Annotated in this window: 18 protein-coding genes and 1 pseudogene; 6 read left to right on the top strand and 13 right to left on the bottom strand. The window is 34.6% G+C overall.

What is annotated here, in order from left to right; genetic code table 11:
- From BUB90_RS18070 to BUB90_RS18055, 4 genes and pseudogenes are all read right to left on the bottom strand, one after another.
- Positions 1-272 (bottom strand): annotated as a pseudogene (locus BUB90_RS18070) (IS1182 family transposase); the annotation flags it as partial.
- A 94-nt stretch (positions 273-366) separates the two neighbouring features.
- Entirely contained in the window at positions 367-768 is a 402-nt protein-coding gene (locus tag BUB90_RS18065) for a 6-pyruvoyl trahydropterin synthase family protein (protein WP_073289956.1), read from the bottom strand.
- Positions 769-972: 204 nt separating this feature from the next.
- Positions 973-1644, bottom strand: a complete 672-nt coding sequence (locus tag BUB90_RS18060) for a DUF6143 family protein (RefSeq protein WP_073289953.1) — start codon at positions 1642-1644, stop codon at positions 973-975.
- A 63-nt stretch (positions 1645-1707) separates the two neighbouring features.
- Positions 1708-2166, bottom strand: a complete 459-nt coding sequence (locus BUB90_RS18055; protein ID WP_073289950.1) for a hypothetical protein — start codon at positions 2164-2166, stop codon at positions 1708-1710.
- 135 nt (positions 2167-2301) lie between these two features.
- Here BUB90_RS18055 and BUB90_RS18050 point away from each other — a divergent pair, with 135 nt between their 5' ends.
- Positions 2302-5325, top strand: coding sequence for a hypothetical protein (locus BUB90_RS18050; RefSeq protein WP_073289948.1), 3024 nt, complete (start codon positions 2302-2304; stop codon positions 5323-5325).
- A 231-nt stretch (positions 5326-5556) separates the two neighbouring features.
- Here the strand turns inward: BUB90_RS18050 and BUB90_RS18045 are convergent, their stop codons facing one another.
- The 6 genes from BUB90_RS18045 to BUB90_RS18025 all read right to left on the bottom strand — a co-directional run bounded on the left by BUB90_RS18045 (position 5557) and on the right by BUB90_RS18025 (position 11703).
- Positions 5557-7026 carry a catalase gene (locus tag BUB90_RS18045; RefSeq protein WP_073289945.1) on the bottom strand — a complete coding sequence of 490 codons (1470 nt, stop codon included), beginning with the start codon at positions 7024-7026 and terminating at the stop codon, positions 5557-5559.
- Between the two features lie 38 nt (positions 7027-7064).
- Positions 7065-8477 (bottom strand): MATE family efflux transporter, encoded by a 1413-nt coding sequence (locus BUB90_RS18040; protein WP_073289942.1) that lies wholly within the window; start codon positions 8475-8477, stop codon positions 7065-7067.
- Positions 8478-8612: 135 nt separating this feature from the next.
- Positions 8613-8756: a hypothetical protein gene (locus tag BUB90_RS23610; protein ID WP_170865529.1), complete on the bottom strand. Its 144-nt coding sequence runs from the start codon at positions 8754-8756 to the stop codon at positions 8613-8615.
- 185 nt (positions 8757-8941) lie between these two features.
- Positions 8942-10294, bottom strand: coding sequence for an MATE family efflux transporter (locus tag BUB90_RS18035; RefSeq protein WP_073289940.1), 1353 nt, complete (start codon positions 10292-10294; stop codon positions 8942-8944).
- Positions 10278-10733 (bottom strand): MarR family winged helix-turn-helix transcriptional regulator, encoded by a 456-nt coding sequence (locus BUB90_RS18030; protein ID WP_073289938.1) that lies wholly within the window; start codon positions 10731-10733, stop codon positions 10278-10280. The genes BUB90_RS18035 and BUB90_RS18030 overlap by 17 nt, the downstream gene beginning before the upstream one ends.
- A 136-nt stretch (positions 10734-10869) precedes the next feature.
- The gene (locus BUB90_RS18025; protein WP_073289935.1) at positions 10870-11703 is read right to left on the bottom strand and encodes an AraC family transcriptional regulator; all 834 of its coding nucleotides are present in this window, start codon (positions 11701-11703) and stop codon (positions 10870-10872) included.
- A gap of 240 nt (positions 11704-11943) precedes the next feature.
- Here BUB90_RS18025 and BUB90_RS18020 point away from each other — a divergent pair, with 240 nt between their 5' ends.
- From BUB90_RS18020 to BUB90_RS18010, 3 genes are all read left to right on the top strand, one after another.
- A complete protein-coding gene (locus tag BUB90_RS18020) occupies positions 11944-13593 on the top strand; it encodes a glycoside hydrolase family 2 protein (RefSeq protein ID WP_073289932.1) in 1650 nt (549 codons plus the stop codon).
- A 148-nt stretch (positions 13594-13741) separates the two neighbouring features.
- The gene (locus tag BUB90_RS18015; RefSeq protein ID WP_073289930.1) at positions 13742-14521 is read left to right on the top strand and encodes an Ig-like domain-containing protein; all 780 of its coding nucleotides are present in this window, start codon (positions 13742-13744) and stop codon (positions 14519-14521) included.
- A gap of 297 nt (positions 14522-14818) precedes the next feature.
- Positions 14819-15853: a threonine aldolase family protein gene (locus tag BUB90_RS18010; protein WP_073289928.1), complete on the top strand. Its 1035-nt coding sequence runs from the start codon at positions 14819-14821 to the stop codon at positions 15851-15853.
- 296 nt (positions 15854-16149) lie between these two features.
- Here BUB90_RS18010 and BUB90_RS18005 read toward each other — a convergent pair whose 3' ends face one another.
- Positions 16150-17856 (bottom strand): GH3 auxin-responsive promoter family protein, encoded by a 1707-nt coding sequence (locus BUB90_RS18005; RefSeq protein ID WP_073289926.1) that lies wholly within the window; start codon positions 17854-17856, stop codon positions 16150-16152.
- 439 nt (positions 17857-18295) lie between these two features.
- Between BUB90_RS18005 and BUB90_RS18000 the strand changes: the two genes are divergently transcribed.
- Positions 18296-19996, top strand: a complete 1701-nt coding sequence (locus BUB90_RS18000; protein WP_073289924.1) for a methyl-accepting chemotaxis protein — start codon at positions 18296-18298, stop codon at positions 19994-19996.
- Positions 19997-20063: 67 nt separating this feature from the next.
- Here BUB90_RS18000 and BUB90_RS17995 read toward each other — a convergent pair whose 3' ends face one another.
- A complete protein-coding gene (locus BUB90_RS17995; RefSeq protein WP_073289922.1) occupies positions 20064-20777 on the bottom strand; it encodes an ABC transporter ATP-binding protein in 714 nt (237 codons plus the stop codon).
- Positions 20778-20817: 40 nt separating this feature from the next.
- Positions 20818-23352, bottom strand: a complete 2535-nt coding sequence (locus tag BUB90_RS17990; protein ID WP_073289920.1) for an ABC transporter permease — start codon at positions 23350-23352, stop codon at positions 20818-20820.
- A 285-nt stretch (positions 23353-23637) separates the two neighbouring features.
- On the opposite strand from BUB90_RS17990, the gene BUB90_RS17985 reads away from it, so the two are divergent.
- Entirely contained in the window at positions 23638-24531 is an 894-nt protein-coding gene (locus tag BUB90_RS17985; RefSeq protein ID WP_073289918.1) for an EamA family transporter, read from the top strand.
- Positions 24532-24694 lie beyond the last annotated feature (163 nt).

Below are 24694 nucleotides of genomic sequence, written 5' to 3'. Positions count from 1 at the left end.
TCATTTCTGCATAGTTTTTCAATATCTCTCAAGGAACTTATTCCATGTTCCATAAATGCAAACAGTATCACTTTAAGTAATTTCTGTGCATCACATCTTGGGCGACCTGTTTTGCAGCCTTCCTCTGCAAAATATATTGTTAGGTCAATGTGATCCATTACATCACCAAAAGTGTACACAGGATCAGAAAAATCAATTATTTTTTCTAAATCCAGTGGTAATTTCAACTGTCTTGGTGTAGAATTAATATTAGATTTTTTAGTTAATCGCATAACTAATTATATCAGAAAAACGCTGTACGTTCTATGAACGGCAGCGTTTTTTCTTTAGGGGAGTTTTTTTACAGCCCCTAAATTTCACACAAGCTTACTTTATTGTTGCACTAAAGGAATCAGTTTCATAAACGGTAATTTCAGCTATCTTTAAATTTTCTGTACATTCACATATACGTAGACAAGTTTCTATCTCGTTATAGAGGTAAAGCGTTAGTACTTCAACAGTTGGATTTAATGGTTCAAGGTGATCATTCAGTACACTATGATCAAGCTTAAAGAATACATGGGTGTAGAGTAATGACTCGAATTTATCAAAGTCAATAAGAAAACCATCTTTATTCAAAAAACCTTTAACGGTAACACTAACTGTATAGTTATGTCCATGCAATTGATCGTTGTGTCTGGTAGAACCGCTTAACTGATGAGCTGCACTAAAGGAGAATCTTTTAGTCATATAGACTTCTTTTCCGATAAAATCATAATCCTGTTTCAAAATACCAGCCTCCTATTCTATTTCCTTTCTTATAGCAGGCACGACTTCCTGAGGAAAAAGCTGTTCATTATATTATATATTTTTTTTGACAAAATGTTCTATAGGAAGAGTACTATTACATGAGAAAAAGATATGAAACTAGTGAATGAATCCTAGCTTCATATCTTTTTTTGTGTAACAATTGGAAGTCAATAGGGATAGGTATTATAGACAACACCGAATCAACTCTTCACAGGTAGGAACTTCCCACCAACTTAGGGATACACTTGCTAGTGCAGTTTGCGAACAGTTCACAGAACAGATTTCGTAGATTACAGAACTGTCGGGTGAGAGTATCACAGTACCATCAATTGTTTCTGTGAATGTATCATATCCATTTACCACTACGTTTGAAACTAATATACCATTGCATATCTCAATGCGTGTACCACATTGGAAACATGCTTTGGGTCTACAAGAACAGTCGACATACATATTCGTGTTGCCTGCAGGTCTGGTTTTTAGTAGATCTGGGTTAACTGTTCCATAGAAGAAGGTTTTCAAGCTAATAGGTGATGGTGAATGGTTAGCACATATTACAGAGGATACGTATGCAGTTGTATTACATGAACAAGGATTACATAGTTGTAAAACGATATTGTTGTTACCAATAACAGGAAGTGCGTCAGATGTAGATTGAAAAAGCCTCCCACTTTTGGTTTGTGCAAAAGCTTGTGGTACACTTACTATAGCTTTTGAACAGGAAACGACGCCTTGATTGTTACGTGAATCACGACTCGAGTAATCTGCTTGGCAGAGTGAGTTGTTACTAGTTGTTTGAATCGTATTCGCATGTGCCTGATTATTTGCCTGATAACGTTTGTTGTTTACGTTCAATAGTCCACCTCCTGTATGATTACATATAAGCAGTTGGTTGCTCCAACAGATACATTAGGAATACTATGGTGTTTGCGATTCCTCTTGTTGTATGTTATCAGTAGTCTTAGAAATACAATCTTGTAGTTGGTTTTCATAATTTTGCCATACCGTTTGAAAGGTAATCATATTCTGTGCACTAGCAAAGGCTGCATTAAGCGATAACAGAAGTTGTTCGTATTCTTCATTGACAAATTCATAGTATTTACTAATTTTCTTTTGTATGGCTCTACAAGCTGGAATGAAATAATTACTTGTTACATTATCTGCATTTTCATTAATTGTCTCAATTCGCGTTTCGCGTATACCTTGGCCATTTCTGTATTCTTGCTCCGCACGTTGTAAACTTTCAAGTGATTGGGCAATGCTGGGAATCACTTCGTTTTTTACAATGTCAAAGGAGGCATTGAAGTATTGTAACTCGTCATGAAACATTACGTTTATCAATTCATTAACATCTTGTTGACTAGGTTGAAACTCCATATTATTCTCCCTATCGTTATTTTGTAATAATATATGTAGCTGTAATGTTGTACTATGACTATAAAGAAAAAACGTATTTTTGATAGTTCTATCATATAGTATAAAGGAATGTTTTGTAAGGTGGGTAGATTGAAAATGAATAGTTGTGATGTGTTTGAACAGATGCAGAATATGTCTTCTATGTATCTTGCTTCGAATAAAAAATTACAATGTAATACCAATTGTGGTATAGATATAAGGGATATACGACTCTTTGAAGTTACAAATCAGACTTATGATTCAATATCAAAGAATTTGCATGCAATTGAGAATGTTTTAGATGCAATGCATTCTCAAACGGTTACATGCGTCTATCTTATGCAAGGAACAGGTACAGAGATCCATTATTATTATGGGGTAGCACCAGTACTTAATACAGATAAGCACAAGAGTGATATTCTATGTGATATCAAGCAGGGTGAAGACATTTTAGTGGCTAATTTTGAAGTTAATTATCCAGGCTCAAGTATTGCCGAGCTAACCAAAGAGGAAAAGCAAACACTACATAGGGAGTTACTTAGAGAACAATCCTGTGCGGTATTAGAAGGAGTTCCAGGTGTGATTAGCTCTAGCTCAACAACACTTGGTATGGACCGCTTTGCGAATGCAATGGCACAAGAATCGTTTCTTGTAATGGTTCTAGCACAACCATTGTCAGAGGATAAAGTTAATGAAATTGTATGTGAGCAACAATCTGTGTTAGATATGCTTGCACCATTACTTGATTTTTCGCAGATTAGACAAAAAAGTAATGTGAATGAAGTAGCCGCTTTCCTTGATAAAAACCGTGCTAATAGTACTACCAGAACGAATACGGCATCGGAGCAATTATTATTTCAGTTGTTTACCACATCAGAAGGTGGTTCTCTAAGATTTGAGAGAGGTTCTTTGCAACAATTAGAAAACTCATTCTTTAATAAGGGTGTTACGAATAATGAGTTAATGGAATTAATGGATAACTTGTGTTTAAAGCAAAAAGTGCAAGAAAAATCTAGAGAAGTATCAAAGGATACAAAACTTACACCACAAGTGGAAAACAAATCTGTTGTAACTATAGCAGAGATAGATAGTCAAGAGTCTCAAAATAGTATGAGTTCTGGTAGAAGAAGAAATCCTTTTGGTTTTTCATTGTTGGGAAAAAATCATCAAAACAAGAAACAATCGTATTGTAGATCAGGTTATACTATTCCTTATCCAAAAGCTGAGTATAAGATTACAGAGGAGAATGTGATAGATGTGGGAGATAAGATTATGAGGTATCTTGATAATCCGGGTCGCTCACTTGGTGTAAGGAAGAAAGATGGGAATGAGTTAAGAATACAACAAACATTAGAAGAAGACGAAGGTTTAATCTTTGGTGATGTGGAGGAGATAGAAACTGGGTTACGTAAAGGACAAAAGGAATTCACATTAGCCAGTATTAATAGGCAAGATACTAGGGCAAATGTAAGAGTTAATTCCTGCTCTACGAACAATAGATTGGCAGTTAATAATAGAGATTCTTGTACCAATATCTGTAGTGTAACAGAGAGGTATACCAACCAAGCAGTTAGCTCATGGAATAGATATCTAATCGATATTGTGAATTCAAGATTATTATATGGGGAAATCAGGGGAATCTATGTGTGTAGTACAATTGTATTCGCTGGAAATGAGTCGAAACTTACGAAAGCAGTAGCCGCATGGAGAGGAATGAATGAATATGATATCGTTAGTAAAGTTCCTATAACAGAAACGATACTATACAAAAACACGAACCAATATAACAACATTGTGAACTTTCAAATACCAAAGTATTTCTATTCGAATAATGATATAACCACCCCATTTTCGGATCAAGAAGTTCTTGCAAGAAGTGCATACTCACAATTTATATCGGGTAATTATATATACGGAGGTAATTGGATATCTAGCAAGGAATTGAGGCATATGGTGACACTGCCACTTAAAACATCAAGTTCAACGTTTGTAAGTAGAAGGGAGAAGGAGAAAAAGTCGGAACTCTCTATTACATCGTTGAATCATTCAGCTTTCCCTGATTTGGATCGTAAAAAGCTGCATCAGGGTCTATTAATAATAGGGGAACGACATAGTGGTAAAGAAGAGTCGCTTAAGAATATACTATTAGAAATTGATCGACCATTCACATTGATAGAGTTTGATTCGGGAAGATATAGTAGAATGTTTAAAGGAACGCCAAAAATAGAAAGGTATCCAGTGTTAACCAGTGCTGGTAAGACATTGAAACTGAACCCATTTGAACTTTTTCCAGATGAATTAATTGATAATCATGTAGAACTTTTATTAGCAAATATGATTCATTGTTATGGGTTTGATCCAATATTAATAGATATGATAAAGAGTGCTATCTATGAATCGTATATTGCACTCGGATGGAATCTATCTACGAATAGCAATGATAAATTCGGAAAACAAGCTTATACCAAGGAGGTAAAAGCATTCCCGACTTTCCTCGACATTCTACTTAAAACAGAAGAAATAATTAAAAAACAGATAACGGATAAAGAGATACAATTTAGATGTTTATCAAGAGCAAGAGAGGCACTTAATGGCTGGACAATAGGGAAGAAAGGCATTCTCTTAGGTTCTGAGCATAGTATGAATCTTACTTCGTTAATGGAACGAAATATGAGTATTGAACTGGAAGAATTGGTTAATGAAGCTGACCGTAAATTCTTCACATTACTATATTTATTGAGATGCATGGCAATGAGAAAATCACAGGGAAGAACGGATTATAGTAGTAATCATGTGATTGTAATAGAGAATATGGGACGTATTTTAAGCAAAGGGACTGGGGTGATAGCATCTTGGGAAGAGAATGCAGTAGTGACAATAACGGAATACATATTGGCTTCTATGAAATATGGTGAGTCAATTGTGTTAATAGAGGAAGGAATATCCAAACTTCCAAAGAACATTAGATCTGAGGTATATGCGGTTTTTATTCATCAGATATCAAGCACTAAGGAAAGACGGGATTTAAAGGAATGGTTAAACATTAAAATAGACCATCATGGGTTATTAGACAATCTTGAAGCCAATGAATATCTTTGTATTACACGTGATAAGAAAGAGATTTATGAAGGTAAGTTATAAAAGAAAGAGCTATGATAAATCGATAAGATTTTCGTAGCTCTTTTTTCTATTTGATTCGGGTGTAAAGGCCTCTAGAAAACTTGCATCGTCAATTCATATAAAACTTGATTAATGTTATGGCAAACGTAGTTCGATGAGCAGGTGTATGAAGTCGTTGGTACTTTGGCTCTGTATTTTAGACCTTATGTACCACTACGAACTTTATCCAAGCGAAAGCGCGTTGCGAGTGAACTACGTTTGGTTTCGGTATTCTTTTACTGCTTCTAAAACCCGATATCCGAATTCTTTAGAAGCTTTAACAAAACTATTTAATGTACGATTTACAATATCATCTTTACACTTGTATAGTTCAACAGCAATATTATCAATAAGATGTGCTTTCTCTACATCACTTAAAGATTCATAACGTTCACCAGCTTGCTTGAAGTCACTAGGATTCTCAATTGGAATTCTTACAACAAAGCCACAAGCTTCAGTTGGTGGTGGCACTGGAATTGGATAAGGAAGCGGTTTGTTGTTGTTAAGGCTGTTTGGTGAATAATTGATTGGTTCTGGATTGAAGTAGTAAGTAGCCTCACCATCCCGTTGATTATTGTCAATTGGACTGATGGAACGATTGATTGGTAATTGCATGAAGTTAGTTCCAAGTCGGTGTCTTTGGGTATCATGATAAGAAAAGGATCTTCCTTGTAACATTTTGTCAGCTGAGAATTCAACACCTGGAACAATATTAGCTGGGCAGAAAGCCGACTGTTCAACCTGCGCGAAGAAGTTGCTTGGATTTTCGTTTAAGGTCATCATTCCAACTGGAATTAATGGAAATTGATCTTCTGGCCAAGTTTTCGTATCATCTAACGGATCAAAATCAAGACATTCTACTTTGTCAGGGTCCATAATTTGTACACACAGTTCCCAACGTGGGAATTTTCCACTTGCGATTGCATTGTGGAGATTTTGAACTGCAACATCAGGATTTGTACCAGATAATTCTTCCGCTTCAAAACGATCAATTGTTTCAATTCCTTGCTGTGTCTTCCAGTGATATTTAATTAAGCAACGTTTTCCGCGACGGTTAACCCAGATGTACGTATTTACACCAAATCCATCAACATGCCTATAATCCTTGATGGTACCTCGATCGGAATATAACCAAGTGATCATATGTGTTGCTTCAGGCATGAGCGAAACAAAGTCCCAGAAACGCTGTGGGTCACGCAAATTGGTGTCTGGTGAAGGTTTAAGCGAATGAATAACATCAGGAAAACGTATTGCATCACGGATAAAGAATACTGGTAAGTCGTTACCTACAATATCATAGATGCCTTGATTGGTATAGAATTTTACTGCAAATCCTCTTGGATCTCTTACTGTATCAGCAGAACCTTTTGAGCCGATAACAGTTGAGAAACGTACGAATACTTTTGTTTTTGCGTTTGGTGTTTGTAGAAAATCCGCCATTGTATAATCGCTCATACAACGATAGGATTGAAAAAAGCCAAAAGCACCAGCACCTTTTGCATGAACAACACGTTCCGGTATTCTTTCTCTGTCAAAGTGGGCCATTTTATCGATAAGAACAACATCTTCGATAAGTCCTGGTCCATTGCTTCCTACAGTAAGAGAATTGTTTTCATTAGGAATTGGCCTACCGAAACTATCCGTCATGTAATCAAAATTACAATTGTCGTTACGTCTGTCCATTAATTATCTCCTTACATCATAGTATTTCCTATATTAGTTTATGGTGTAAGAAGAGAATCGTTACAAGAGAATGATTTTTCTCTCCTATAAAGATGCTTTGAGAATACCAGTAAGAAAATGATGGTTGTTATGAAAGAACACAAAACATCGGATAATGGTTCTGCATAGAAAGCACTTTTGGTTTGAAAGAAGATAGGTATTACTAATGTAAATACTATATAGAGGCTTTTACGTAATACCGACAAGGTAAGCGCTGTCTTTGTGCGACCAAGTGCAGTCAATCCATCTACAAAAACATATTGAAAACTTAAAGGTATAATTCCAAGTGTGAAGACACGAATTCCCCAAGTGGATAACTTAATTAATTCAACATCACTTGTAAAGATGTGAACGAAAGCTTGAGGTAAGAATCTTGATACAAGGAACATAATTGTGGAGAAACATACCGTAAGAGCTAAGATGATTTTCTCTGCTTGTTTTACACGTTTGGTATTAACCGCACCGTAGTTATAGCTAATAATAGCTTGGGTACCACCGGTAATCCCCACCATAGGACCTGTAATTAATAACATATAGCTTTGAATAATTGTAGCAGCAGAGACTAGTTGATCTCCATTTGTAGATCCTCCATAATGTTGTAGGGCAGCGTTCATAACAATAATAATTAAGCTATCTGTTGATAGAATGACAAATGGAGAGAAGCCAAGTGCTAAGATTTTCTTAGCTAATTTAAGAGAGTAATTACCAAAGGCAATTGAAATCTGTGGTTTTGATTTAAACGGTCGAAATCTCCCAGGCTTAAAGAGAAATAGTAATGTTAAGCAACAAGATAACATCTGTGATAGTACAGTGGCTAAAGCAGCACCAGCAATACCTAAGTCAAATACAAAGATAAAGACGGCATCTAGTATTATATTACTGATTGCACCAGTAATAACGGTTGCCATACTAATCAATGGGAAACCTTGACAGGTAATAAAGTAATTCATTCCAATACCAAGAAGGGCAAAAAAGGTCCCAAATGTATAAATCGTGAGATAGGTATCTGCATACGAGAATGTTAGCTGACTTGCTCCAAAGCGTATTAACAAGGCATCTTTAGATAGTAAGAAGCCAATAGTAAGAGTAAGCGATAAAACTATTAACATTAAAAAACTATTATTAAGTATGTTCTGTGCTTCTTTTTCTTTTTTCTCACCTAGTTTCATTGCCATTAGGATGGAGCCACCTAATCCAACTAATGTACCAAAAGAAGAGAGTAGTGTTACTATTGGACCACAAACCCCAGCACCAGCCAAGGCAAGGTCACCTATAACGGGTATATTGCCTATAAACATACGGTCGATGATACTATAGAGAACGTTAACTAGTTGTGCAATCATAGTTGGTATTGCAAGCTTACATACAAGTGGAAAGATAGAATCTTGCCCTAAATCATTTGTTTTTTTCATAATATATAATTATCCTTTGTTATATTAAAATATAAAATTCAAAATATTATTAAACGCGTGAAAAGAACGAAAATAAAAGGGCTGGCTCTTATTTTCGTTCTTTTACACAAATCTATTACATGATGATGTCACTGCCTAATCGAACATAGAAATATGATATTTTGCTTTACGATATATCTTCCATATAATTACTGCTATCATACTAATGGTACAATATAAGGTTGATAAGATACCAACTGCTCCACCAATAACTGCTATTAGGATTAAAACAATATTCATATTGATCCCTCCTGATTTATGTAATTACAACTAAACTTAATATAAGCAAAATTAACGAAGATTACGCTTATAATATCTGTAATTACATAGTATCAAGTTCGTTTGGCAAAAGAAATAAATTGTATGATTCCTTAGCAGAATCTAAACATCAAATCATGTAATCTGAGTACGAGTCGTATAGCATATTATGCCTTAGCTAATATTTTCTTAAAGCTAAGAGCAAACAATGTACCAGTTGTGATAGCAGCTAAGATATCAGCTATTGGTTCTGCATAGTAGATTCCCATAACTCCAGTAAATCTAGGTAGAATTATAGCAAGAGGAATCAACAAGATTACTTTACGCAGTAATGCTAAGAAAAGTGATATCTTTGCTTGTCCCATTCCCATGAAAGCTGATTGACAAGCCATCTGAACACCAAAAATCCAGATTCCAGCCATAAAAATAGGAAGAACTTTTACAACTAATGCAATTAATTCCTGATCACTAGTAAACATCCTAGCAAATACTTGTGGGAAAAGAGCAACTGATATTGTTGCCATAATAGTTATGATAACGGTGACGATCAGTGTGTACTTGAAAGCATCTTTAACACGTTGATGGTTTTTCGCACCATAGTTATAACTGATAATTGGTTGTGTTCCCATGGTAATACCTTGTGTTGGTAGAACGAATAATTGCATGACACTTTGTAAGATTGTCATGGAACCAACGTATACATCTCCGCCATAATGTTTTAAGCCACTATTAAATACAATATTAATTAAACTTTCAGTCGCTTGCATAATGAAAGGTGAGACACCAAGTGCAGCGATAGCACCAATTATCTTCCAATTTGGTTTTAGATTAGATAGTTTAATTCTTAAACTAGAACGTTTTGATACTAGGAATGCGACAACCCATATCGCACTACAACCTTGAGAAATTATAGTAGCAAGTGCAGCACCTCGTACACCAAGATCAAAAACAAAAATAAAGATTGGATCGAGTACGATATTAATTATTGCGCCAATTAAGACAGAAAACATGGCTACCTTTGCTTGCCCTTGGCAGGTGATAAATGTATTCAAACCAATGGCAGCTTGTACGAAGATAGTACCAAGTAAATAAATTGTCAGATATTGATTGGCATACGTAAATGTTTTATCACTTGCTCCAAAGGCATACAATAAAGGCTCTTTAAATATCATAAATCCAAAGGTTAATATAAGGGAGAAAGCAAGTAACATAGTTACACCATTACCAAGAATCTTTTCGGCTTCTTTTTTATTCCCTTTTCCTAATTGAATAGAAGCGAGCGGAGCTCCACCAGAACCAACGAAAGCGCTGAATGCTGATATAAGCATAAGAATTGGGAAACATACACCAAGCCCAGTTAGTGCAGTTGATCCTATTTTAGGAATATGACCGATATACATACGATCGACTATGTTATAAAGTACATTAACCATCTGCGCGATGACAGCAGGCAATGCAAGACTGAAAACCAGTTTACCAATCTTTTCAGTACCTAATTTGTTATCACTTTTTGTGTCCATAAATTCCATCCTCATTTTCAAGATTTTGTTTCATTCGTAAAAGTAAAGAGTACACTAAGTCCTCTTCCTCATTAGTAAAGCCGTTGAAATTAATCTCATGCATTTCCTGCAATACTAGATTACTATCTTTCCTAAGATTCTTTGCAGAATCTGTTAATTGAATCCTAATTTCACGTCGGTTATTCTCATTTCTATGTCTAATAATTTGCCCTTGTTTTTCTAATCTATCCAACATAGTGGTCAATGTTGTGTTTGCCAAATTCGTACGTGTACTTAACTGACTAATAGTAATGTTATCTTCTAGCCAAAGCTGATAAAGAATATTAATCTGGGAACCATTCAAGTCTTGACTGCTATAAGCCTTCAATTTCTTTTCGATAATTCTACCTTGCAGTTGCTTGATTTGAGCTAATAGTATTCCAACAGGCATATCGGGCATGATTTCACCTCCTAAATAGAGATAATTTTAATTATAAATAAAAGTATGAATAATTAATCATAACAATAAACTACTAAATGGTATATTACTATATAGTAATATTAAAATCAATAAAGATTAGCAATCTTTGTTTTAATTAATAGATAAATTGTTTTTGAAATTCTGTGGGACTTTCATCAAAATATTTTTTGAAAGCTTTAGAAAAAGAATATTGATCTGAATACCCTACAATAGCAGCTACAGCACCGATTTTTGTGTTAGGATCACATAAGAGCTCAGAAGCTAGCTTCATACGACATTCAATAATATATTGTTTTGGTGAAATTCCTAATAAGGAAGTGAAGGAAGCAATAAAATATTTCTCACTTAAGTTACTCATTTCGGACAGTTGTTTTACAGATATATGTTCTGTAAAATGTCCGTTGATATAATGAAGTATGGTATCAATCATTGGTATTTTCCTGTTGTAGTTTGAATCTGTGTAAAAGAAGATACCGTATCTTTTTCCTACTGTAAGCACTCTAGAGAGGTAATATAGAAACTCTGAATAGAGCTCTAGTGAAATATGCTGGGGAGAAGTATACAAAGATAAAAAACGTTCACAGAATTTATCCGCGTATGCCTTAATGTAGAACCCAGGAATAATACCTGACATATTTATGGTAGACATAATGTCTATAGTAGAGCCCATTTCTAATCGAAAACGATTATAGATGAAACTACAGCCATTTTCATCAGTATGAGCAGTGTATGTATCCCCTGGATAAAACAATAGTATATCACCTGATTTAGCAAGAAACTCCTTGTTATTTATTATTATCCATACATTCCCTGTAATAATGGTCCAGATTGTATATTCGGTTTTGGTTCTATGTTCCAACCAATTTACATCGTGAGTTACTTTGTAACTGAGTTTTAATGTTATAGAAAGATTGGATGTTAAATTATCAATCAATTCGTAGTTATACATATAAGAAACATTCTCCCTTTTTGTTTATTTCAATTTAGGTAATTGCGAACTACTTTTTTCCATGTTGACAACATACTGTGTTTTAAGGTTGCCTATTATTTCAATTATATCAGTTCTATGTAAGAAATACAGTACTTTATGACATCATATTATACTTTTGAGCATTTCATTAATCATGCTTAATAAGTAAAATAATACTACAGTAAAAACATGAAAGAATAGTAATCGGGAGGTAACACAATGGCAAGAATATTTACACAACACAGAGTGAGAAAAAGTATACCGTTAGCAGAAATGTGGGATCTTAATATAGAGGGAGTAGATGTGGATAGAATCCCAGTTCCCTGTTGTATCGAAACGAATCCTAAGTTAATATCCTATAAGGGAAAAGCCATGTTGAAAACAGAATTTGAGGCAAAAGGGAATATTCGGATTGAATTCTCTGGAGTGAGCCATACTGCCCTAGTTAGTCTGGATGGTAAACTAATAGGGAAACATTATGGAGCGTATGGTTCATTTGATTATATATTAAAGGAACAAGAAAGTGGAAGTCATGAATTACAGGTACAAATCGATAATTCCTTTCATGAGGAAGCTTCCTTAAACAGACCGAATGACTACTATTCATATGGTGGTATTACCAGACCAGTGGTTGTGGAAAAGTTGGATGCAGTGTATATTAGACAAATTCATTTTTTGCCATATAAGAAGGAGCAAAAATGGTGTGGCAATATTAAGGCAGCCGTAGTTAATCTAACGAAACAATCCCAAGTTACTACAGTTGAGGTGGAATTGGCGGGACAAATACTGCAGAAAGAGGTCTTATTACAATCAGAAGAAGAGAAGGAGATTGTTTTTGAACAAGAGTTTCCAACCGCTGAAGCATACGGACCGAAAAATCCCAAACTATATATGCTGAATGCAACCATTATTATGGCTGGAAAGGTAATAGATGATTACATAGATCGGATTGGATTTAAAGAAGTTAGCATAGAAGGACAAGATATATTATTAAATGGGGAGAAAATTATCATAAAGGGATTTAACCGTCATGAAGATTATGCGGACTATGGGTGTGCGGTTCCATTACAAGCTATGTATCTTGATATAGAATTAATTAAGAATATGGGAGCGAATTGTATACGAACTAGTCATTATCCTAACGATGAACGTTTTCTGGATTTATGTGATGAGAATGGGATACTAGTATGGGAGGAAGCTCACGCGAGAAGTCTTCCGGAGGAAGCGATGCGGCACCCGCTTTTTATGGAACAAGAAAAACTATCTATATATGAGATGATAGAGAACCACTATAATCATCCTTCTATATTTGTATGGGGACTTTTGAATGAATCTTGTGATTATACTGAATTTGGACGACAATGCTATAAAGAATTAATTGAATACATGAAATCTCTAGATAATGTCAGACCAGTGACTTACGCAGCGTGTAATTATGATCAGGAAGTATGTTTTAATCTGGTGGACATTGTTTCATTAAATATGTATCCAGGCTGGTATACAGATAAAACAACGGAAGAATTCTTGGTAGATGCGGTTAGATGGGCTGAATCGCAAGGGGGAGCTGGTAAGCCTATGTTAGTCAGTGAGGTCGGTGCAGGTGCTATTTATGGTTTCCGAGATAGAACACATGCAAAGTGGTCTGAAGAAAGGCAGGAGGAATTGTTAACGCAGCAACTAGAAGGTATTTTTCATAGTTCGAGGTTCAGTGGTGTAATTATCTGGCAGTTTTGCGATTGTAGAGTAGATACGGAATGGGCAAACGTGAGGCCTAAAACACAGAATAATAAGGGCGTTGTAGATTGTTATCGTAGAGAAAAGTTAGCGTATCATAAGGTGAAAGAGATTTTTGAACAACATGAAAAATAAAGGCAATCTAATTTTAATCCAATATTAATAAAATTCGCATGGTAAAATGTAACAACTAGTATTATAATGAAAGAGTACGTGAATAAAATAACAAAATAACGTATTCAATCAGTTTAAGTTATTTAGTAAAGAAAGGTGAGGAGATTACATGAAAAAATTAAGAACAAAGGTTATGGCATTAGCGTTAGCTTTTGCAATGGGAGTATCTGCACCAGCTGCATTACCTTCAATGAATACAACAACAGTTGCAAGTGCAGCTACTGTGAAATTATCTCAAACCAAAGTATCATTAAAGGTTGGACAGACGAAGCAATTAAAATTAACTGGAACTAAGAAGTCCGTTACTTGGTCATCAAGTAAGAAGTCCGTTGCAACAGTAAGTAAGAGTGGTAAAGTTACTGCCAAAGCTGCAGGTACAGTTACCATAACAGCAAAGTCAAATGGTAAAAAATATACTTGCAAAGTAACAGTAACTGCTAAGAAAGCTGATAATCAAACTTGTACATTAGATAATATAACTTTCACAGTTCCAAGCAACGTAGTATATGAAAGCCAAACACAAGACACAGTAAGTATGATGGGACTTAGTTTAAAGGACAACGAGCATGAAGCTGTTCTTGTGACAAACAATAATCTGGAAGGTCAGCAAATAACAGATGAACTATGGGCTGAAATGGTGAATAGTCAATTAGAGGTTGTTGCAAATACTCCTGGAATAACAGATTACAAAAAGGAAGATGTAAAGACTACTCTTGGTGATGGAATATATATTACCTTCAAGAGTGAAGGACTCACCTATATTGCTTATGATATGTACGTTAATGAGCATTCCATTGAAGTTACATACATGTACGATGATACGGTTACTTCATTAGACATGCAAGCTACATTCGATATGATTATGAAAACAATTGCAGTTGTAAAATAGTCAATAAGTATATGAATAATAATTCATTGTCATTTATATGAAATAGAATAATCAAACGTTTGACGCTGGAATCATAGTGCATTAAAAATCAGTACTCCTTATTAACGTAAGGTGGTACTGATTTTTATGCTTTCTAAGATTAGTGTAATGTTTATAAATATGATTTATACTAGGAAGGTAAACAAAAACATGAATTATTTATGTAGAAAGAATACGATAAGAGGATAAGATTTTCTATTGTTTGATGTAGCAAAAAGGAGTATGATATTTGTAGAACATATAGAAGGAGACAGACGAATGATACGATTTGAATGCGATTATGCAGAGGGTGCACATCCTTTGATTATGCAACGACTAATAGATACCAATGAGGATCAAACTCCAGGATATGGAGTGGATTCTTATTGTGAGAAGGCAAGAGAATATATCAAAGAAAGATGCGAACATGATGACATTGATGTACATTTTTTAGTAGGGGGAACCCAAACAAACCTAACAGTTATATCTAGTATGCTACGTCCATATCAGGGAGTAATCGCAGCAGATAGTGGGCATATAAGTGGCCATGAGACGGGTGCAATAGAAGCAACAGGACATAAAGTATTAACGATACCAAGTACAGATGGTAAGATCAGTGCGAAACAGATAACTAAGGTGTGTATTGATCATAGAGAAGACGTTTCGAGAGAACATTTCGTTCAGCCGGCAATGGTTTACATCTCTTTCCCAACAGAGACGGGTACAATCTACTCGAAGGAAGAACTTAACGCAATTAGAGAGGCATGTGAAGAACATGGTTTGTCTCTATTCTTAGATGGTGCAAGGCTTGGTTATGGATTAACTTCACCACAAAACGATGTTACGCTAAAGGATATCACCGATTATTGTGATGTGTTCTATATAGGAGGTACGAAAGTAGGAGCATTATTCGGAGAAGCTGTAGTTATTAAGAATAAGTACTTAAAAAATGACTTCCGATATAGCATAAAACAAAAAGGTGGATTATTGGCAAAAGGAAGGCTTCTTGGTATTCAGTTCGGAACCTTATTTGAAGAAAACTTATACTTTGATATATCCAAGCATGCAGTGGATTTAGCACTTAAGATTCGTAAGGCATTCGAGGATAAAGGATACGAATTTATGTATGATTCAACTACAAATCAACAATTTCCAATCATTCCGGATGAGCAATTAGAAGTATTAGCAAAGAGTTATTCATTTACTTTCTGGTGTAAGGTTGGCGAGAACAAAAGTGTCGTACGTTTTTGTACGAGTTGGGCTACGAAGAAAGAAAACGTTGAGAAATTAATTCAAGATATTAAAGCATTGTAATAGAAGCTAGACACGAAAGTATGATGATACAATCAAGGTATGAAAGTATGATGATACAATCAGGATATGAAAGAATTATGATATAAGGGAAAAAGCTTAGTAAAGTATATAATATAATAAAAAGCAACATAAAAAAGACAATCTTTCAATGGTTTATGTTTGTAGAACGGGTTATCATATCCGTTAATCTGCTTAAAACCAGTAAGTTTGTCTTTTTTACGTGATATGTATAGCATAGAATTAGTTGTTTTAACACGTGCATGCTTTAAGTCGCGAACAGTCTTCTAATAGCTTAGTTAATTCATAATTAATTCTGTCAACTTTTCATTTTTGTGCTCAACATGTTTAAGAAAGAAATCTTTAATTTTAGCACTTGATATGATACGTACAGGTTTTATTTGTGATATATTTTTACCTTCATTCAGTAAATTCTGTTTGTAATTGATATAAGAATTTTTTTGTAATATATGTATTTCTAACGGAGCTAATTTACCAGAACTAGCGAATAAGTCGTAGAGGAAGTTTGCACCTCTTAATTTCTTTTCCATTGACTCTTGCATCTGTTTAGTTGATATGTGAAGTGCATCATCGGAGAACTCAATAAAGAAAACGTATCGCATAGGAGCTGAGGTAGTATCTGGGTAAACACTAAAATTGTGAATACTTAAACCATTCTCAGATGCCATATCATAAACAATTTTCCGGAGTAAAAGTTCAGAAGTTTTTTCGCCAAATATATTTACGGTCTGATCAATTCGATGAGAGAATTGAATCTTAGGTGTATTAAGATATGTACCAGTCACAGTTACTGCATCACGCATCTGATAACGATATAATCCAGATATAGTCGTTACAAGGATTTCATAATCTTTACCGATTTCAATTTCGTCTAGAGTTAAAGTCTTAGTATAATCATTCTCGCCAAGTGGTAAGAACTCAAAGAAACCTGTATGAGGTAGAAGGACAGCATCGTTTTGATTTAATTCCACTGGCATGGAAAAAACACATTCACTAGAGCCAAATCCTAAGCCCAAGATATTAACTTCATTTCCAACATAGGTACGGACAACATCCGTACATTCAAGAAAGCTACCGCTGCAAGTACTTAAGATAAGCTCTAGATTTGGCCATACTTTTTTGGGCCAACTAGTAGGATAAACCTCAAAGATTTCCCTTAACTGAGCTGCTCTTTCTTTGTTTGGTTTTATAGTTGATAATAGTGTAGCGCAATCCTCTTTTGAGATATTTATAGAATCATCAATTATACCCATCTCAATATTTTGTATAAGCATTTCTTTGTTATTATTGACATAGTGAATGAATTCAAGAATGAATGACATAAAAGGGGAGAAGATGGAGCACATATTTTCATCTAACAGTGCAAACATAGCATGGAGGTACTGGGTATCGACTATTCTACCTTTCTCGTATGCGAGCATAGGTGATACAACGAAATCAGACATATTTTCTTCGAAGATTCCTATGAAAAGTTCTGTTGATAGTGAGTTGCGATCCGCATATTCATTAAGTGTTTTATCGGCAGGAACAATTAACAATAATAGTTTATGATATGTCCAGTTATCGCCTATTAACTCATAGATTCTAGAGAAGAGTTGTTTAGACAATGTATGTATAATTTCTTTCGATGGATTGGAAAGAGGAAGATATTTAGCCGTTCCTTGAGTACCGGAGGATTCCATGTAATGACGAATTGGATAACTAGTCAGTAAGTTATCTTGTTGTTCTTGAATCATTCTCTTGATATAGGGCTCATAATTATCATAGCCAGTGATAGGCATGGAGTTTTTGTATTGTTCTACAGAAGTAATAGATGCAAAGTTATGTAATTGACCAAATTCGGTGGAAGCATTTGAGTGTAAAAGATTCAAGAGTAAATTCGTGTTATAATCACCAGGATTTTTGGCGATCTCATCAAATTCTTTTTTATAGAGAGTTCCTTCAGAGATGATTTGTAAATACAGGCTGTGTAAGTAGTTTGTCATGTCAATCATACCTTTCTGTGTAATTGTATTTTGTGTTCATAGACTTATAACTTGATAAAACAAGTGCACTGCAAGTGTAATACGTGAAAGTAACTGAAGTTACAAAAAATACTAAATAATAATAAATATTAACAAAAACAAAAGAAATTGTCAATTAATTCAATAAAAATAATGGAAATAATATATTAAATATACAAATAAATGTAATTGATACTATAATTGGTTTTATCATGAAAATGGTTACAAAAGCATCGAAAAATACTTAATATTACAAAAAATACAAAAATACACCAAAGTTATGCTTGTTAATTTGTGGAATATGTAATATAATGTAACATTATATGATGAAAAATAGTAAATTAAGTAAAAAAAACTCGGTTTTTAAATGAAGCAAGGAATTACCTAATAGTAAGATAAAAATTACAGGGGAGGTTTACAATTGAAAACACAAAAAAGTAGAAAAATAGTAAAACAATCTGTTAGGATGAGAAAGTGGAGACAAGCACTTAGGATTTGTATTACAATAGGGCTTATAATTATGGTACTTCAAGTTCTACAGAGTAATGCACTACAAAGGAATTTTAGGAATCAACACAATTCATTAACAGCGATTCAAGAATATCAGTTGGCTACACAACAGATGATGTATAAAGCTAGATGTTATATTACAAACAAAAATGAAACATACATGGAAGAATATAATGCGTTAGTAAAAGCAGATGGTACGGTTGACTTAGCTGTTCAGAAGATGAAAGCTATTGGATTAAAGGGAAACGAAAAGAAGTTTTTAGAAGAAGCAGATAGTACATATCAACAGTTACTTGCTATGAATAAAGATATATTTGCTTTAATGGCTAGTGGTGATTTAGAGGGGGCAATGAATAAGATTTTCAGCTCTGATTATGAGAACGCTAATAAAGCATTAGAAGCGAGTATAGATCAATTATCAAATGAAGTAGCAAAACGTTTTAATTCTCGAATTAGTGGATCTACATTCTTAGCTTACTGGTCCAACATAGATGTTATCATTGTTTTAATCGCGTTATTTATTCTTGTTGGCAAATTCCTTCGTTTCTCTAGTGAAGAGTTACTTAATCCTATTATTCGAGTGAAGAGACAGATGGAACATATCTCGAAGGGGGATTTTGCACAAGAGTTTGATATGGAGGTTGATCAGACGGAGGTTGGAGAGATGGTTGGATCAATCGTACAGATGAAGCAGAATCTGAATGAAATGATTAGTGAAGTTAGTTTCGCACTGAATGGAATTGCAAATCAAGACCTAACAGTATCCCTAACGGCTGATTATGCTGGTCAACTAAAGTCAATAAAAGAATCTATTTTAAATATATTAACGAATATGAATTCCTTCATGAAACAAACCAATCTCTCTGCTGATTTGGTAGCAGGTGGTTCACAGCAAATTGCATCTACGGCGCAAGCGATAGCGGAGGGCACTGCTGATCAAGCTAGTTCCATTGAAGAATTACAGGCAACCATTGAGAATATATTCGATGAAGTAGATAGAACAGCTAATAACGCAAGCAATGCGGATCGTCTAGCAAGAGTTATGAGAGATGAACTTAATAATTCAAACGCACAGATGGAAGCAGTTGTTTCTGCCATGAATGATATCTCAGAATCTTCAAAGCAAATCTCTCAGATTATCCAAACGATTGAAGGCATTGCAGAACAAACGAATCTATTGGCATTGAACGCTTCGATCGAAGCAGCGAGAGCAGGGGAAGCAGGCCGTGGATTTGCGGTAGTAGCAGACCAAGTTAGTAAGCTCGCAGCTGAGAGTGCAACAGCAGCGAACAATTCTAATATATTCATTGAAGCTTCATTAAGAGCCGTAGAATTAGGTAATACAAAAGTTGATAAGACAGCAAAGTTGTTAAGTAAGACGGTAACTAAGGCGAAGGAACTAGGAGAGAATATTGATTTAATATCGCAAGCCTCCAGTAGTCAGGCAAATGCTTTGGATGAAGTTTCTAAAGGAATCGAGCAGATTTCTAAAGTAATTGAAGGACAGTCTAAAGTTTCAGAACAAAGTGCAGGCGCCTCAGAAGAACTTACTGCACAGGCAGAAGGATTACGAGAGATGGTTGCACGATTCAAGTTAAATACTCATAGGTAAATATAAAAGGCAATTTTCAATGGAGCCCTCTTTGTAGGGATCTACATCTGAAAATTGCCTGTTTTCTTTATGCGGTTACGGTAACAACATCCTCATCGCATACATCAACATGTTCAACAATCTGGCCATCTACCAAGCGAATAATGCTGGTTCCGTATTTTGCAGATTTTGAAGAGTGAGTAACTTGTATGAGTGTTTTGTTGTATTTGATATTAATCTTTTGAAAAAGCTGCATAATCTCTTTACCAGTTTTGGAATCAAGATTTCCGATAGGTTCATCAAGGAAGATGATATCTGGATCGAATACAAGTGCTCTAGCAATAGCAACACGTTGTTGTTGACCACCTGATAATTCTCTTGGAGTTAATTTTCGTTTATCAGACAAGCCAATCGTATCTAAGATGTCAGCGAGCTTCTTTTCGTATTTTTTAGGATTTTCCCCATCTAGTATAACAGGGAGTAAGATATTATCTTCTACTGTTAAATTAGGTACTAGATTATAAAACTGGAATACGAATCCAATTTTACTTCTTCTAAGCTTGCTCATTTCTTTGTGTTTGATGGTACCAAGGTTTGTATCTTCTAACATAACAGACCCACCTGTTGGTTTGTCTAGGCCTCCAAGAAGGTACAGAAGAGTAGATTTACCACTTCCGGAAGGTCCCATAATGGAGACGAATTCCCCTTTTTGTATCGTTAGATTAATATCCTTGAGTACGTGGGATTCTTCTTTACCGTTAACGAATGTTTTATTCAAATTTATAGCTTCAATTACTTTCATAGTGATGCTCCTTTCATTCTTGTATACATTTTAGTCATATTTATTCATATTTTAATTCTTGAATTATTGATAATTTCTTACTCTTGAATATAACTGGTAGAGTAGCAAGTAAAACGATACATAAAGATACGAGATAGATTGTTGGTAGGGAACCAAACGATAATGAGATTTCTAATGGAAATCCTACCAGAGACATAATCTTGCCCACTAATGACATACCAAACAAACTATATAGGATAGCAATGACCATACCCCAAGTTACACAAGCAACAGATTCAATTAGCAATACACGTCGTCGTAAGGAATTCTCCATACCAACAGAGGATAATACTGCGAACTCTGTTTTTCGTTGTAGGAAGCTAATGGATACATTATTGATAATTCCAAGTGCTGCAATTACAATTGCTAGATAGGAAAAGATACTTAATGCATTCATCATCATTTGATTCTGTTCTATATTTTGTTTACGCATCTCTTCTTTTGTTATGAACGTTGCTCCAATGGAACGAATAATTGGTTTTAGTTTTGGAACGAAAGTGTCTATATCTGAATCTGTAACGAAGGTTATCTGATTAGAAGACGGTACATTGAATAAGTTCCTCATTGTTTCATGACTAACAAAACTAACTATTCCACCATTAAACAGCTTAGCGTTAATTATTGCGTCAATTGTCAATTTTTCTTTTACACCATTGCATTCTACTAATACGGTATCACCGATTTTCTTATTCGTTCCTTTTAATAAGGCAGTTGTCATAATGATGCCCTTAGAATCTGTACGGAATTGTTCCAAGCCTTCTTTATACGCTTTGCTATCCAGTTCTAAATAACCGTTATATGCACGATACGTATCTAAATCAATACCTTGTAAAGGAATTGACATTTGATTTTCTTCATCATCACTTAGATAGACAGTTGCGTATTCGTAATCAACATAATTAATGTCTTCTGCTTTAACACCCAAATCAATGAGTTGTTCTGTCAGCTTGTCGGTTACCGATTGTTCGTCATTTTCACGAATTGTTGATATATTATAGATTTCAATATCACTGTTTAGTTCTTCATATGCATCAACAACTACATCAGTAGCGCTCTTAGCAGCAGAAGTAATTGCTAGAATAGATAATATTGAGATTACGATTAGAGTGATATTACTTAACAAGATCTTCGATGTACGAAGATTATTAGTTGCGAAGAATAAGGATTTATTCTTACCACGGCATAATTTACTTAAGAGTATCGATAACAAGTCAATCACCTTCGGATAAGCAAGTATTGTTCCAATTAGTGAAACAATCATTAATATAGGCGATAAGTTGATCGTTAAGTCTCCACCAAAGAAATAAAGGAGTAAAGAAGCACCAAGTAAGCAACAACCAACAATGAATTTCTTATATCCTATATGCATGGAAACACGAACATCATTCAAAATGACATCCTTAACTTGTAATTTACTAATCTTACGAACTGGTAAATAAGAAGATAGTAAGGATAATAATATAGCGAAGATAGTTCCCGCAATCATATAATTTGGCTTAATAGTAACTGCCTCATAAATACCGTATTTTTTTAGTGGAGAAATGGATCTAGTAATAACATACAAAGCAAGTATTCCTAGACCATTACCAAGCAAAGCACCAATAACACCGTAGAAGAAACTTTCTAATCGTAAGATGAATTTTACTTTGCCAGTAGTTGCACCTTGGCTTAGGAATGTACCTATGGTAGTTAGTCGCTCTGTTATAATAAGCTTGAAGGTGCTATAGATAATAATGGAACTCATAGCGACTACGATAAGAAGCATTACGTAAAGTATGCTACTAAAGCTTGAGAATTGTTCTTTCACTTGATCCATATCAAAAAGTTCTGTAGCATTAAAATCCTTGTTAGCTGAATTAAAAGATTCAATTGCTTGATCTATGCCACCATCTAAAGCTTTAGCAGTAATGAAGTTATATTGTCCTTTCACTCCTAATTCATTTGCAAGATATTCGTATGGAAGAAACATAGAAAATGAGTTCGGCGTATCATTATAGAAGGCTCCATCTGGTGCTGAGATTGCAGTTATGGTTAGTTCTTTTGAGACACCTGCTATAACTATGGTAATGGTACCGCCTAAACTTAAATTACGTTCTTTTGCAATACGTTCCGATATAATACACGAGCTACCATTGAAGGTATCTAGATTTCCATCAGTTAATTGCTCCAGTGGAATCTTAGAAGTGTCTCTTGCCCGTATGGTTACAGTGCGCGAGGTTTCATCGTCTGTGTCAATATTGTCTGTAATGGTTCCATTCAAGATGATTTCTTTGAGGATACTCTCTGGTTCAATGCCAGCAGTACTCACTTCATTACAAGTAAAAAACGATAACCCCTTATCGTTTGGTTCAATTACTAGGTCTTGTTTTTCATAAGAAGCAACCACGGGTTTTAGTAAACTATCAAGAATGATGTCAATTAAACCAGTACTTGTTACTACAAGTCCCGTACTCATTGCGATTGCAATGAGTAATAATAAGAACCGTCCTTTTTTTTCTGTCATGCTCTTTAGTACGTATTTAATAAAGACTTTCATGCATACTCTCCTTCACTTGTTAGTATAATATTGTCTCAGCTATAAGAGATTATACCAAATTAAGTAAAAAGAACTAGTGTAATTTGTCATGAAAAGAATTAAAAAATGATTAGAATATATTATAGAAGTAACATGGATGTGACAAATGTAATTACTTTGATAGATTACCTGTAAAGTTGAAGGAAAGAAATTAAGAATACTATCACTTTGGACTTCTATTTTAAAATCATATCATGTACAATTGGCTTGTAACAAATCAAATGTTAGAAAAGAGGAAATGTATTTATGTGGTTTTGGTTAGCTATAGTGGCTTTATTATGTTGGAGTGGGTCCGATTTATTCAGTAAGATTGGTTCTAAGCCAGATGATAAGCACAGTCACTTAAAAATGGTTATGGCAGTAGGTCTTGTTATGGGACTTCATGCATTGTATGAAATAGTTATAGTAGGTACTCCAATTACTATGGGAGATTTTATAACGTATCTACCAGTTTCAATGTTGTATATTATTTCGATGACGATTGGATATATTGGTCTTCGCTATATTGAGTTATCGATTTCCTCACCAATTTGTAATTCTTCTGGTGCAATCGCGGCACTTGGTTGCTTTATATTCTTAGGCCAAAGAATGAGTGGTCTTCAAACATTTGCGGTACTTCTTGTTTGTATAGGAGTTGTTGGACTTGGATTTGTTGAAATGAAAGAAGATAAAGAACTTCGTGTTAAGAGACAAAGTACAGCAAACGTGAAATATACGAAGAGCTTTCTTGCGATCTTACTTCCTATACTATACTGTATCATTGATGCAGCAGGTACATTAGCAGATAGTCTTGTATTAGAGAAGTTAAATGAGAATACGGCCAATGTGGCTTATGAATTGACATTTCTTTTCTTAGGAATTATGGCGTTTATCTATGTCGTTGTTATTAAGAAAGAGAAATTAACGGTTAAAAGGGAAAGTCCTAAATTCGTGGCAGCTATCTTTGAAACGGCAGGTCAGTTTGCTTATATCTTTGCAGTTGGTGCGAATGCGATTGCTGCAGCACCAGTTATTTCTTCATACTGCGTGGCTTCAGTATTATGGAGTAGGATATTTCTTAAGGAAAAGTTGTCAATGAAACACTATGCGATGATTATTATTTGTGTAATTGGTATTGTAATTCTTGGTACTTTCGAGTAATAACTGTATATAAAAGTTAAATTAATCTTATTTGATAAGATAATTAGCTATAATTAATTAGATTAGTTGACTTGATGAATCGTCTATGATAATATTTTTAAAGTCGTTTGATGATGGATAATAAATCCATTATCCCACGACTTTTATCTTTGGGATTAAAAGT

Source organism: Anaerosporobacter mobilis DSM 15930 (assembly GCF_900142955.1).
Taxonomy (GTDB): Bacteria; Bacillota; Clostridia; order Lachnospirales; family Lachnospiraceae; genus Anaerosporobacter; species Anaerosporobacter mobilis.
This window is presented reverse-complemented; position numbering and strand designations above follow the sequence as displayed.

What these genes read in the sequence shown, in the direction of transcription:
- BUB90_RS18025 (WP_073289935.1), bottom strand. Translation starts at nt 11,703, where the DNA reads ATGTATAACTACGAATTGATTGATAATTTAACATCCAATCTTTCTATA.
- BUB90_RS17985 (WP_073289918.1), top strand. Translation starts at nt 23,638, where the DNA reads ATGTGGTTTTGGTTAGCTATAGTGGCTTTATTATGTTGGAGTGGGTCC.
- BUB90_RS23610 (WP_170865529.1), bottom strand. Translation starts at nt 8,756, where the DNA reads ATGAATATTGTTTTAATCCTAATAGCAGTTATTGGTGGAGCAGTTGGT.
- BUB90_RS18050 (WP_073289948.1), top strand. Translation starts at nt 2,302, where the DNA reads ATGAATAGTTGTGATGTGTTTGAACAGATGCAGAATATGTCTTCTATG.
- BUB90_RS18045 (WP_073289945.1), bottom strand. Translation starts at nt 7,026, where the DNA reads ATGGACAGACGTAACGACAATTGTAATTTTGATTACATGACGGATAGT.
- BUB90_RS17990 (WP_073289920.1), bottom strand. Translation starts at nt 23,352, where the DNA reads ATGAAAGTCTTTATTAAATACGTACTAAAGAGCATGACAGAAAAAAAA.
- BUB90_RS18015 (WP_073289930.1), top strand. Translation starts at nt 13,742, where the DNA reads ATGAAAAAATTAAGAACAAAGGTTATGGCATTAGCGTTAGCTTTTGCA.
- BUB90_RS18030 (WP_073289938.1), bottom strand. Translation starts at nt 10,733, where the DNA reads ATGCCCGATATGCCTGTTGGAATACTATTAGCTCAAATCAAGCAACTG.
- BUB90_RS18005 (WP_073289926.1), bottom strand. Translation starts at nt 17,856, where the DNA reads ATGACAAACTACTTACACAGCCTGTATTTACAAATCATCTCTGAAGGA.
- BUB90_RS17995 (WP_073289922.1), bottom strand. Translation starts at nt 20,777, where the DNA reads ATGAAAGTAATTGAAGCTATAAATTTGAATAAAACATTCGTTAACGGT.
- BUB90_RS18040 (WP_073289942.1), bottom strand. Translation starts at nt 8,477, where the DNA reads ATGAAAAAAACAAATGATTTAGGGCAAGATTCTATCTTTCCACTTGTA.
- BUB90_RS18020 (WP_073289932.1), top strand. Translation starts at nt 11,944, where the DNA reads ATGGCAAGAATATTTACACAACACAGAGTGAGAAAAAGTATACCGTTA.
- BUB90_RS18035 (WP_073289940.1), bottom strand. Translation starts at nt 10,294, where the DNA reads ATGGACACAAAAAGTGATAACAAATTAGGTACTGAAAAGATTGGTAAA.
- BUB90_RS18055 (WP_073289950.1), bottom strand. Translation starts at nt 2,166, where the DNA reads ATGGAGTTTCAACCTAGTCAACAAGATGTTAATGAATTGATAAACGTA.
- BUB90_RS18010 (WP_073289928.1), top strand. Translation starts at nt 14,819, where the DNA reads ATGATACGATTTGAATGCGATTATGCAGAGGGTGCACATCCTTTGATT.